The organism is Terasakiella sp. SH-1 (assembly GCF_004564135.1).
GTDB lineage: Bacteria > Pseudomonadota > Alphaproteobacteria > Rhodospirillales > Terasakiellaceae > Terasakiella.
Window position 1 is genome coordinate 2,584,204 of the sequence record NZ_CP038255.1, and the last position, 12,763, is coordinate 2,596,966.

General features: G+C 46.7%; 10 protein-coding genes and 1 tRNA gene. 6 read left to right on the forward strand and 5 right to left on the reverse strand.

Annotation, left to right across the window (positions count from 1 at the left end; translation table 11 throughout):
* Window positions 1–68: 68 nt before the first annotated feature.
* Window positions 69–145 (forward strand) — tRNA-Ile (locus tag E4K71_RS12045).
* A 27-nt stretch (window positions 146–172) separates the two neighbouring features.
* On the opposite strand, the gene E4K71_RS12050 is transcribed toward E4K71_RS12045, so the two are convergent.
* Window positions 173–1,864 carry a cache domain-containing protein gene (locus E4K71_RS12050; RefSeq protein WP_135079897.1) on the reverse strand — a complete coding sequence of 564 codons (1,692 nt, stop codon included), beginning with the start codon at window positions 1,862–1,864 and terminating at the stop codon, window positions 173–175.
* Window positions 1,865–2,086: 222 nt separating this feature from the next.
* Between E4K71_RS12050 and E4K71_RS12055 the strand changes: the two genes are divergently transcribed.
* From E4K71_RS12055 to E4K71_RS12070, 4 genes are read left to right on the forward strand one after another with little or no spacing between them, the layout of a single operon-like run.
* The gene (locus tag E4K71_RS12055) at window positions 2,087–3,199 is read left to right on the forward strand and encodes a cytochrome b/b6 domain-containing protein (RefSeq protein WP_135079899.1); all 1,113 of its coding nucleotides are present in this window, start codon (window positions 2,087–2,089) and stop codon (window positions 3,197–3,199) included.
* Window positions 3,199–3,606: a DUF1924 domain-containing protein gene (locus E4K71_RS12060; protein WP_135079901.1), complete on the forward strand. Its 408-nt coding sequence runs from the start codon at window positions 3,199–3,201 to the stop codon at window positions 3,604–3,606. Before E4K71_RS12055 ends, E4K71_RS12060 begins: the two co-directional genes overlap by 1 nt.
* Before the next feature lie 14 nt (window positions 3,607–3,620).
* Window positions 3,621–4,094, forward strand: a complete 474-nt coding sequence (locus E4K71_RS12065; RefSeq protein ID WP_135079903.1) for a diheme cytochrome c — start codon at window positions 3,621–3,623, stop codon at window positions 4,092–4,094.
* 46 nt (window positions 4,095–4,140) lie between these two features.
* Window positions 4,141–4,677 carry a helix-turn-helix transcriptional regulator gene (locus E4K71_RS12070; RefSeq protein WP_135079905.1) on the forward strand — a complete coding sequence of 179 codons (537 nt, stop codon included), beginning with the start codon at window positions 4,141–4,143 and terminating at the stop codon, window positions 4,675–4,677.
* Here the strand turns inward: E4K71_RS12070 and E4K71_RS12075 are convergent.
* From E4K71_RS12075 to E4K71_RS12085, 3 genes are all read right to left on the reverse strand, one after another.
* Entirely contained in the window at window positions 4,643–5,821 is a 1,179-nt protein-coding gene (locus E4K71_RS12075) for a glycine betaine/L-proline ABC transporter ATP-binding protein (RefSeq protein WP_135079907.1), read from the reverse strand. The two genes, E4K71_RS12070 and E4K71_RS12075, sit on opposite strands and share 35 nt — an antisense overlap.
* Window positions 5,814–6,713, reverse strand: coding sequence for a proline/glycine betaine ABC transporter permease (locus E4K71_RS12080; RefSeq protein WP_135079909.1), 900 nt, complete (start codon window positions 6,711–6,713; stop codon window positions 5,814–5,816). Before E4K71_RS12080 ends, E4K71_RS12075 begins: the two co-directional genes overlap by 8 nt.
* A 65-nt stretch (window positions 6,714–6,778) precedes the next feature.
* Window positions 6,779–7,780, reverse strand: a complete 1,002-nt coding sequence (locus E4K71_RS12085) for an ABC transporter substrate-binding protein (RefSeq protein WP_135079911.1) — start codon at window positions 7,778–7,780, stop codon at window positions 6,779–6,781.
* 526 nt (window positions 7,781–8,306) lie between these two features.
* Here E4K71_RS12085 and E4K71_RS12090 point away from each other — a divergent pair.
* Window positions 8,307–10,445, forward strand: coding sequence for an EAL domain-containing protein (locus tag E4K71_RS12090; RefSeq protein ID WP_135079913.1), 2,139 nt, complete (start codon window positions 8,307–8,309; stop codon window positions 10,443–10,445).
* Here the strand turns inward: E4K71_RS12090 and E4K71_RS12095 are convergent.
* Window positions 10,431–12,629, reverse strand: coding sequence for a cyclic nucleotide-binding domain-containing protein (locus E4K71_RS12095; RefSeq protein WP_135079915.1), 2,199 nt, complete (start codon window positions 12,627–12,629; stop codon window positions 10,431–10,433). The two genes, E4K71_RS12090 and E4K71_RS12095, sit on opposite strands and share 15 nt — an antisense overlap.
* Window positions 12,630–12,763 lie beyond the last annotated feature (134 nt).

The window sequence follows — 12,763 nt, forward strand, 5'->3', positions numbered from 1 at the left end:
CATAGCCTGAAACAGATGCTTGACGTGGCGTGAATTTACTTTAAATTCACGCCACTTCTTTTTTATGTGGGCCTGTAGCTCAGTTGGTTAGAGCCGACCGCTCATAACGGTCTGGTCCCAGGTTCGAGTCCTGGCGGGCCCACCATTTCCATATAAAACAAACTCTAATTTCTTAGGCTAATTTAACATTAATCAAAAAGCCTTGAACAATTTCACGCAAAGAAAGTGACTGGCTGTTCAACATTGAAGAGGCACTAAGAACTTCTTGAGAAGCCTCCCCTGTATCATTTGCGGCATGATTTACATCCAGAATATTTCTATTCACTTCTTTTGTCCCTTGGGCTGCTTCTTCAATATTTCGTGAAATTTCTGCTGTTGCCGCACTTTGTTCTTCCACAGCCGCTGAAACAGAAGCTGCAATATTATTCATATCATCAATCACCTTGTTAATGTCGTTGATTGCCTCAACCGTATCATTGCTTACCATTTGAATAGCAGAAACTTGCGCATTAATTTCGTCTGTTGCACGTGCTGTTTGATTGGCTAAACTCTTCACCTCAGAAGCGACAACGGCAAAGCCCTTCCCTGCTTCCCCTGCACGTGCAGCTTCAATAGTCGCATTAAGGGCTAACATGTTGGTTTGTTCGGCAATATCCCCAATGAGAGCAGAGGCTGAACTGATCCGATTTGCTGTTTCTGACAGGCTGTTGACTGTAACTTGAGTTTTCTGCACCTTTTCTGCCGCATGTTGGGCAATATGTGTCGATGTCTGAACTTGTTGACCAACTTCACGAATAGAAGCCGTCAATTCTTCTGATGCAGCAGCAACAGTTTGCACATTATTAGACATTTCTTCAGAAGCCCCCGCGACAATCGTCGCCTGAGAACTGGTTTGATGAGCTGTTGCCGACATGCCTTGGGCTGTACTATCCAGCTGATTCGCAGCTGAAGAAACAGACTCAAGCGCCTCATTAACCCCAACATCGAATTCTGAGGCCAATTCTTCAATCAGATTAGACCGCTTACGTTGAGCTTCTTCAATTTCTCGCTGTTGTTCAGTCATTCTTTCATTTTCAATCAACTGAGAGCGAAAATATTCCACTTCATTTGCCATTACACCAATGGCATCTTTACGCGCTTGCATGGGAGTAGGGTCTGCCAGATTACCCTCAGACATTTTCTTCATTGTGGAAGCCAGCGTGCGAACACCTGAATTAATATCACGTGCAACCAAGTGCGCCGTCACAAAGATAATCAAAGAAAGCCCCAGAAACACCCAAAGCTTTTTAAAAGCAATCCCCCAAAAAACATCATCAACATCATTAATGTAAAGCCCTGTACCAATGACCCACCCCCATGGCTCAAAGAGTTTCACATAAGCAAGTTTGGCAATGGGTTGTTCACTTCCCGGCTTTGGCCAGTGATAAGAAACAAATCCCATACCTTCTGTTTTGGCAACTTTGACAATTTCACCATATACACGTACCCCATATGGGTCTTCCAGACTTTCAAGGTTTTTTCCTATCAAAGAAGGCTTGATAGGATGTTCAATCACCGTATGGTTTAAGTCATTAATCCAAAAATAATCGCCATCACCATATCGCATAGAATGAATGATTTCTTTTGCTTCTGCTTGTGCCTCTACAAGACTGAGATGACCATTTTTAACTTCATGATGTAAACTATCGAAAACACTGTGAAGGCTTTCCACCAGGTAACGGGTTTGAATCTCCCGATCCTCCAACAAAGCATCTTTCAATGTAACAAGACCCAATGTCGCGGTCGCAATTAATCCTAAAATAGATAAGAAAACCACGAGCCCTAATTTATGCCTAATTTTGATATTTCCGAGTAGCATAGCCATATTCCTAATTCTTTACATAATACGGCTCTTATGACCGCATATATGGTTACACGTATGAACTCTTAAAACCTTACGAACTTTTTAGGCTTTCCTCCTACATCCGCAGAAAATAAGGCATAAACCAAAGTTATAAAGCGCTGAAATACCCACTCGGTTGATTGTGCACTGCCCCTAAAACCCGCAACATTAGGCCATCGAAACGCACAACAGCGAAGGTCTGACATGAGCGCCCCTGAACATCAAACAGCAACACACACCAGCCTGATATGGGACCTGCCCCTGCGCCTGTTTCATTGGGCCATGGTGGCCTGTGTGCTGGTAGCTGCCATCAGTGGTTATTTCTTTGAAGAATGGTGGCTGGATTTACATGTTGTGGCCGGATATGGGCTGGCCTGCCTGCTCGTCTTTCGCCTGATCTGGGGACTGGTGGGCAGCACCTATAGTCGCTTTAGCCATTTCCCCCTGTCACGCGGCAAGCTTATTGAACATATCAAACAGCTCCTTACCTTTAAATCCCCCACATATGATGGTCATAATCCTCTTGGGGCCTGGATGATTGTCCTGATGCTTGCCACCATGGTCTTTTTGGTTCTCTCCGGCTTTCTGGTTTGGGGGGGACAAGAAAATCATGGCCCACTGGCTTCTGTTATCAGCTATGAAATCGGGGACTGGGCGGAAGATTTCCATGAAGTCTTTGCCAATCTGTTAATGGTCTGTGTTGCTCTTCACCTGTGTGGGGTTGTCGGTGAAACCATCCTGTTTAAACACCCGCTGATCAAGGCCATGATTACAGGCAAAAAGCCTGCCCCCTCAGCCACCCCGAATGCCACCTATTGGCACAGCATTTTCGGCCTACTTCTTTTAAGCATCATTATCGCAGCTTTCACTTATTGGGTGGACGAAACAGATGTGCGCGCCGAAGTCAGCCCACTGAACCAGACCTATCGTTCAGAATGTGGAGATTGCCACGCGATCTATCACCCCAGCCTGCGCAGTGCGGCCAACTGGCAGGTCATGCTGGATCAGCTTGAGGATCATTATGGGGAAGATGCCAGCCTTGATGCCAAGACCCTGAAAAAAATCACTCAATATCTCAATGAACAAAATGCACATACCATTGAGACAGAAGCAGCCCATAAAATGGGACGCCACGATACACCAACGGCCCGAATAACAGACACGCCTTATTGGCAAAAAAAACATGCCCGCCTGAGCAAACATAGCTTCAAACATCCAAAAGTCATGTTCAAATCCAACTGTACCGCCTGTCATACAGATGCGCGCAGTGGTCGATTTGATGATGTGAATATCAAACTTCCCAAAGGAATTTCCTGATGAAAAAAATTCTTTTCGCCAGCCTGATTGCCAGCAGCTTTTTCCTTGCCCCATCAAGCTGGGCCTCCCCCTTACTTGATGGATATGCGACACAAGCCAAACAGGAACAGGCTGATTTTTCCGGCTTTTCTGCTAAGCGTGGTCAACGCTTTTTCCAAGCCCGTCATGGTACAGGCAAAGCAGAAACACCGTCTTGTACCTCATGTCATGGCAATGATGCGAAACAGAGCGGACAAACCCGTGCGGGCAAGGTCATTGCGCCTCTAGCCAGCAGCCTGTCACCAGAACGTTATACGGACCCGCATAAGGTCGAAAAATGGTTTCGTCGCAATTGCAACAGCGTCTTGGGCCGTGCCTGCACTGCCCTTGAAAAAGGTGACTTCATCACATTCATGAAAACTCAATAAAGGATTTCACTTCCATGTTTGCCCGTAAAATCGCTCCCCTCACCCTTGGCCTCATGGCTCTCAGCAGCACAAACGTTTTTGCTGATGAACGCTTTGCCCCGATCAAAGATGAAACCGTCCGTCAGGAATGTGGCGACTGCCATATGGCCTTCCAACCCCAGTTCCTGCCCAAACGGTCCTGGAGGAAAATCATGACCACACTGGATAACCACTTTGGTGAAGATGCCAGTCTGGATACAGAAACAGCCGAACGTATCACCCGTTATCTGGTCGAACATGCCGCCGATGCGGGCTGGTGGAACGGAAAATTCCTGCGCGGTGTCAAAGAAAATGACGTGCCACTGCGCATAAGTGAACTGCCTTACTGGGTGCGTGAACATAACGAAGAAGTTCCCGCCCGCGCCTGGTCTGCCCCCAAGGTGAAGAGCAAAGCCAACTGCAAAGCCTGCCACCCCAATGCCGATGCAGGTAATTATGATGACGATTGAAGATTTTCATCGTATCTTGTCCAAAAGATACAAGTGAGGCAAATAGATGCAAACAACAGAAAAAAACCGTTTTGAGGTCCAGTCTCTGGTCATCTCTTTTGTTATCATTGCAATTTGTGAGGTCTTTTTTCTGGCGGATGTCATTGCCGATTTCTTTTCAATCGACATTGATACCACATGGTTTGATCACGATACCCTTGAACGGTTTTCCGTCCTCGCCCTCAGTTGTGCGCTGATCGTCATCGGCAGGCAAGTTTATCGCCTGTTTAAGGAACACCAGCAGGCCACAGATACCGTCGATGTGGCCTCAGGTGAACTGCTGAATGTGATTGAACGCCATTTCACCCAATGGGGCCTGTCGCCATCTGAGCGCGAAGTTGCCCTTTTGTTGATCAAAGGGCTGTCTACGCAGGAAATTGCCGATTTACGAGAAACTAAAATCGGCACGGTCAAAAGCCAAACCAGCTCGATCTATCAAAAGGCCAGCCTTAAGGGCCGCAACGAGCTGGTGGCTTATTTTGTTGAAGATTTACTGGCTGGTGAATCCCTTACGGACACAAAACCTCAGCCAGAGAATTCCTAGAAATCTGACCTTTCAGCCCGCCATTGGCATCCACAACGGGTAAGGGGAATTCATTACCCAAGGTCTCGGGAATGACTTCTTCCAAGATAGAGTCCGTTGAAACGGCTTCCACATCTTCGAGAATCTTATCACAGATTTTATCATCAGAATGATCCTTGGCCTGTTCTTCCAAAGTCTCCTGCAACAAAACCCCCTGAAAGCCATTATCATTGACATAATAGCCATAATCATTGGGCATCTTCTTCATCTGTGCCAAAGCTTCGCCAATGGTATCAGCGGTAATGCGCGACGAAGGTGGCTTCATCACGGTTTCCACCGTTAAAGCACGCGCACGGTTTACATCCTTAACAAAGGCTTCCACATAATCGGTGGCCGGATGGAGAAGAATTTCTTCCGGTGCGCCTTCCTGCACCAACTCACCATCTTTCAAAATAGCGATACGATCACCCAGACGCAGGGCCTCATCCAGATCGTGCGTAATAAACACAATGGTCTTATGCAGCTTTTCCTGAAGCTCAATCAACTGGTCCTGCATCTCGCTACGGATCAAGGGGTCAAGGGCGGAAAACGCCTCGTCCATCAACAGGATTTCCGCATCGGTACATAGGGCACGAGCGAGACCAACACGTTGTTGCTGCCCACCGGAAAGTTGTGACGGATATTGTTTTTCATAGCCCTTCAACCCAACAGTTTCCAGCCATTCAGCCGCTTTGTCTTCGCGGGTCTTTTTATCAATCCCTTGAACACTGAGCCCATAGGCAACATTTTCGATCACCGTGCGGTGTGGCATCAGGCCAAAACGCTGAAACACCATAGACATTTTATGGCGGCGGAAATCTTCCAGTTCTTTTTCAGAATATTCCATCACATCGGTGCCATTAACGACGATGCGCCCTTCTGTCGGGTCAATCAGGCGATTGAAGTGACGAATAAGCGTGGACTTGCCAGACCCAGACAATCCCATGATGACAAAAATCTGGCCTTTACGGATGGTCAGGTTGATGTCTTTCAAGCCCACCGTATGACCCGTTGCAGCGAGGATTTCATCCTTGCTTTTGCCATCGCTCACCATCGGCATGACCGAAGCCGGGTCCGAGCCAAACACTTTATAAAGGTTTTCAATATGGATAATCGGCTCAGACATGATGAGACCCTTCCAGATGTTTTTGCGTGCGTTTGGCATAGGCTTGCGACACCCGGTCAAAGACAATGGCAAGGACAACAATTGCCAAACCATTGAGCAACCCCATGGTGAAATACTGGTTGGTAATGGATTTCAATACAGGTTGGCCCAACCCCTTCACCCCAATCATGGAAGCAATCACCACCATCGCCAGCGCCATCATAATGGTCTGATTAATCCCGGCCATAATGGTTGGCATCGCCAGTGGCAGTTGAACTTCCCACAAGCGTTGGCGCGCATTGGCCCCATAGGCCGTGGCGGCTTCCAGCACCTCTTTATCCACCAGACGAATACCCAAATTGGTTAAACGAATAACAGGCGGAATGGCATAGATCACTACCGCAATCACCCCCGGCACCTTGCCAATTCCCAGCAACATGACCACAGGGATTAGATAAACAAAGGCGGGCATGGTCTGCATGATATCAAGGATTGGCGTCACAATGGCCTGCACCCGATCAGAGCGCGCCATTAAAATGCCTATTGGTATCCCCAAGGCAATGGAAACCAGCGTACAGACGGTAATAATGCTCATGGTCCGCATGGTATTATCCCACATACCGAAATAGCCGATCAGCAAGAAGGCCACCGTCACCCCACCTGTCAGCTTAAGAGAACGGGTTGCCCCGTAAACCAGCCCTAAAATCGCCAGCAACACAACCCACCAGGGTGAATTGAGCAACAGCTTTTCAAACCAGATCAAAAAATACAGCAAGGGATCAAACAGGCTTTCAATCACATCCCCATAAGAACGTGAAAAGTCCCGATAAATACCGTCTAATGTTTTGCGAATAGCCACCAGATCGCTACGTTCCATCTGGGGGAATTCCATGAACGGGCTACGTTCTGCCATAGCTATGCTCCGTCTATCATGATGAAAAAAGCTCCCCAAAACTTGAGGAGCTTTCGTGTTTTTATTTAGAGATTAGACAGTGCTTTTTTGACTTTTGCCGCCACATCGGCTGGCACCCATGCCCCCCAAGTGGCTTCCTGTGTCTTAAGGAAATGTTCCATGGCGATTTCACCATCGGCTTGTTCCTCTTCCATCCAGGCCAGAAGTTCGTTCATATTTGCGTTTTTATAGCCACGCTTGGACAGATAAGCCGTCGCAGCCGGATTGTTCTTGGCAAACTCTTCTGTGGTCAGTGTTTTCACCGGGGACGGCGGATACATGGATGGTTTTGGGTCCGCACATTCGGCTTGGGTCAAACAGTTGGCAAAATGATCAGCATCCGTCACACCGACATCAACCTTAACCATTTTATATTTCCCCAAAACTGCCGTCGGTGCCCAATAATAACCAAACCACGCCTCACCACGTTCATAAGCCTTGGCAATAGAACCAGCCAGTGCCGCACCTGAACCTGGATCAACCAAATCAAAACCAGCATTTTCCATTTCCAAAGCACGATAGATATTGCCGTTTGTAACCTGACAGCCCCACCCTGCTGGGCAAGACATAAAGGCTGACTTATCAGGGTCTTCCGGGTGCTTAAACAGCTTTACATTTGCCATCACGCCCTGAATTGTTGCCAAGGAGGCGTCTTTTTTAACCATATAATCGGGAACCCAAAAACCTTCTTCGCCCCCATCAACCAAAGCATCGCCGACAACACGCAGGCGTTTTTCCTCAACACCTTTGGCAAGAGCTGCCTTGAAGTTACTGGTCCAAAATTCCGGTGCCACGTCCGGTTCGCCTTTTTCGACCATGGATGTGCCTGTCGGCATGGTATCACCCGGCACCAGTTCAGCATCACAGCCATAGCCATGCTTCAGGATGAATTTGTCGATATGAGCAATGAGAGTTGCTGAATTCCAGTTCATATCAGCAATTGAAACCTTGCCACACGCTGCAGCATTGGCATTTGCTGTTGTTAAAAGTCCAAAGGTACATACTGCACCATACAGCCATTTTTTCATTTCACTCTCCACTTTAATAAATCGACTTATCATCACGCATCAGATTGTTATAGGCATAAAAAAAGGACTTCATATCGAAGTCCTTGTGAGAAATAAAATTACATACGCCAGCGACAAATGTCAATATAATTATCAAAAAAACAAAAACAAGTACTCATAGAGTAAAATACGAGTAAGAAAAAAATTCGATACATATACTTTTAATTTTGCTTATCTTTTACAGTTAAAGAATGGGATAAAAAATTTATATTTTAAAAATAGTACACTTTACTTATAGCACTACTACAATATACTTTCTTTTCTAGAATCATAACCTCTTTATTTATGAACACCGCTTTGTCAAAATAAATACCTGCATGTTTATAAATTAAACAGTTGCCTATATATGCTGCAACGCACAATACCTTACCTTTCCCTTGAGTTAAGCTTAAGCATTTCAATTCAAAGAGTATTTTAGAACCACTCAAAAATGGCACACTTCTTGATTGTTCCGTCTATAACGTAACCATCAACGAAGGAATGTGCGATGACCAATCAAACAGCAAAATTCCTCAATAATGAGATCAATGCCCAAAATATTTTCTCATTGTCCAAATTCAAAAAGCTTAAACTGGCCTGTCTTCTTCAAAATGACTTGCATCAGCGTCTGGCTCCCCCCTTACAGCAACAAAAAAATTGTGTTTTATCTTATGCAACCTCGTCCACAGCGCTGGAAAATATTATCGAGAAACAGGAAATTGATGCGATCATTATTGATGTGTCCTGCTGTGCAGGCTGTGGCTTTGCCTGCCTGAAACGCATTGCGAGATCAGCACAGGGAACACCCATTATTGCCATTGGTGATGATTTTGATCCCACTTACGTCCAACGCGTATTTGAAGCTGGCATAGAAGACTTAATCCCCCTGGATGAACTCACACCCAAACATCTGCTGCGTGTTGTAAGCTATGCCGTCGTGCGTCGTTCCAATCTTGAAAAAGTCCATGCTTTTGAACGTCGCCATATTGGCATTGTCGAAAATGCGACAGAAGGTATTTTCCAAACCACACCTGAGGGACGCTATATTCTCGCCAACCCGGCATTAGCCAGGCTTTATGGCTATCCAACCCCGGAAACATTAATCAAGGACCTGACCAATATTGAGACCCAGCTGTATATTGATCCACAGCGACGTCAAAAATTCACTCGCCTTTTAAAAGAAAATGACGAAGTGATTAATTTTGAAAGTCAAATCCGACGCAAGGACAAATCCAGTATCTGGATTTCAGAAAATGCACGCGCCATTCGCGATGATAAAGGGCAACTCCTCTATTTTGAAGGCTTTGTGCGTGACATCACCACACGCAAGGAAAATGAACGTCAATTACGCTATCTTGCCCAACGTGACCCCTTGACTGGTCTGCCCAACCGCGCACTTTATCAAGATCGGTTGACCGATGCGATTACATCTTGCCAATCCCCAAAAGAAAAAGTCGCGGTTCTTTTCATTGATCTTGATAATTTCAAAAAAATCAATGACACCATGGGCCACCCAGCCGGTGATCGGGTCCTGCAAAAGGTGGCTGACCGCCTCATGTCCTGTACCCATGCCAAAGATACGGTTGCACGCCTGAGCGGGGATGAATTCACCGTGATCCTCAACCATGTTACCAATATGGATATTGTCGCCAAGGTTGCCTCGCGTATTTTGGACCAGCTGGCCCAACCGTTTCATGTTGAAAATAAACAGATTTATACATCCGGCAGTATCGGCGTGTCGATTTACCCTGATAATGGGGAAACAATTGCAGAGCTGATGCAAAATGTGGATACAGCAGCCTATCATGCCAAAAAGCAAGGTCGCAATACCTATCAATTTTATACGGAAAACCTGAGCGAGCAGGCCCTGCGCCGTCTTGAAATTGAAAATGGCCTGCGTCATGCGCTGGAAAACAATGAACTCAGCCTGCATTATCAGCCCAAAATTGAACTCAAAACCCAAAAAGTCATCGGGGCCGAAGCCCTCTTGCGCTGGGAAAACACAACACTGGGCCGCGTCAGCCCAGATGAATTTATCCCTGTGGCCGAAGAAACCGGATTAATCATCCCCATCGGTGAATGGGTCTTGCGCCAAGCCTGTATCCAGACCCGCCAATGGCTTGATCAGGGGCTCACCCCCGGTCGGATTGCCGTAAACCTGTCGGCCCGACAATTTCATGCCAAAGGTCTTTTCCAATCGATTGTTGATATTCTTAACGAAACCAAACTCCCCGCACGAAACTTGGAACTGGAATTAACCGAAAGCGCCTTTGTTGAACATGTCAACGAAGCCATCGCGATTTTATCTGAAGTCGAAAAACTGGGGATCAGCTGTTCCATTGATGACTTTGGCACAGGCTATAGTTCCTTGAGCTATCTGAAAAAGTTCCCCATTTCTACCCTGAAGATTGATCGTTCCTTTATCACAGGGCTTCCCCACGATTCAGATGACATTGCCATCACGCGTGCGATTATCAGTCTCGCACAAAGTCTGGACCTGAAAATTGTTGCCGAAGGGGTCGAAGATGCCACACAGTGCACCTTTCTAAGCGCATTGAATTGTGATTATGCACAAGGTTTTCATTTCAGCAAACCGCTGGACCATGAAAGTTTTGAAAGGAAGCTACAGACCCTAAGCCATCAATAAATGACGGCGCCGTTCATACGTTTCGATCAGTTTCCATTGAACGATGGGGATATCTTTTAAAATGGAAGACGGGATCAGGCAGAATTCCAATGGTGTGTCAGCTTCGATATAATAACCAGACTTCTTGCCTGTCACGACACAGTCTTCTGCAAAGAAAGACCCTCGCCCAATCACTTCGACAAGCTTGTCCTTGCAATAGAGTTTGGCCTGCCCTTTTTTAATAATCACAAGGCCGTCTTTTTTCTTGGGCACAAATTCTTCATGCACATCAATATGATGACAGACCATTTTATCCGCAATGCGGTTTTGCGTGCTATGGGTCAGGGAATCCCCAAACAGCTGGGTTGATTGCAAAAATTCACGCCCTTCCCACAACCATAAAATATCTTCAAACAGTTTGAACTTGTCCACAACCTGACGATAAAGTTTAGCCGGGATGCGCATCGCCTTTACAAAGGTCATGGCCCGGTATGTTTCCATCACAGGTAAATGATGAAGGGCCGCAACCTCCCCAATCAAGGAACCGGCAGAAACCAGCGCATGCAGGTTACTGGATGTTTTGATCATCTCCACCGACCCTGTCAGCAATAGGAAGATATCTTCGGCCTTCTCTCCTTCCTTGATCAGAATCGTTTCCGGGTTAAAGGTTTCCACGCCGGAATTGATCAATGTGCGCAAGGCATGGGTCGGCACATTGGGTAAATAGGTCTGTAAATATTCAAAGGCATATCTGCGCGTTGATTCCTGATGGGACGGGATCAGCACATCTGTGGTGCCAAAGGGGGCACCGGACCCAATTTCACGCTGATCAGCCGTTAGGGGCAGCGATGTATGGGACAGGATAATCTTTTTGCTACGGTCTTTTTTGAAATCCTGTGCAGCCCCATGGATAAGGCCACCGCCGATATCAATTTTCTTCACATCCATCTCTTCGAGATAATGTTCCTGTACCGTATCGTAAAATTCCTGCGTCACCCCTGGTGCCTGCTCATCTTCGCTGATCATGCCTTTCAGCACATCCAGCGCAACAATATCGGCGTAATGACCATAGGTTTTATAGCCATCCGGCCCAAGAGCCCGAAACTGCAAGACAGCCGTTTCAACAGGGTGAGGGGACAAGCGTGGGCGCACTTCCAGTCCTTCCACATCGTTCCATTCATCCACTGTCAAATCATGAGGGGTGAAGAAGTCTTCAAAACGGCTTTCCTCAATGGATAACAAAGCCGCCAGTTTCTTCGCAACCGAAGCACGCACATAAGGGGCAGCATAATAATTGATCTTGCGGTCCGAACGAATAAAGGCGGGCAAGCCCGCAAAATGGTCATCATGAGAATGGGTGTGGAAAATCCCGTCAATTTCGCTAATGCCAATCCCCAAAGCTTGCAGGGTAAAACGCACATTCGGCCCCGCATCCACCAAATAGGTTTTCCCCTGAAACAGAATCACACTGGACATGGTCGGGCGGTTCACATCCCAGCCATCTCCATCACCGGAATGAATGACTGAAAAATTATCCCGAGCAACCTGATGATAGCCCAAAGGATAAGAAGCAACGTAATGATCCTGTGGCCCCAAATTCAAATCTACATGGAGCGTTTCATCGCCATAAGACACTTCAAATTTATTCAAGGCAATGCGTTTAACGAAAACCCCATTTTTGATCTCAACCGGATCATCATGAAGAACGCGGCTATCAAGCAAGGCGCTGGGATGGTGAATGGCCCCAAAGGCAAAACGCAACTTCATCCGCATCATTGTCTTGGCGTCTTCTGCGGAAGCCCCGCCTGCCATGAGTTCTTCTTCACTGACCAAACCGTAATTGCCCCGGTGGATATAATCCATCTGCGCATCAATCTGATCTTGTGCCCCGATCAAAATCGGTTTTGTCCCATCGTTATTGGGATGATTGGGGATCAAGGTTCCTTGACGATAGAGCATCTGCAAAACGGGGAATTCAGCCATATTGGTGAAACTTCCATTTTGCAAGATCACATCAGATAGCAAAATCGCATTCGGCCCGGTTTCAAAATTCCAGCCATCGCGTTCCGTGGGGACGATCAAGCCAAGTTTCATAAGATGCTTGACGCTATCAGGTGGACAGCCACACAGGATGTAAACACCTGCAGCCGGGGCTTCTACCCATTCAATCCCTGTTGAAACTTTTACTTTCCGAAGCTGAGCCATGCGCCCAATTACCCACCTGTTTATTTTTTGCCATCTCGGTAATTGTTTTATTTCAGACTAACTCTCTTTAGCCTATACGTCTATGACTGATCAAACAGAGAACCGATGTGTCTTCCCCCAGATTTCACATAAAC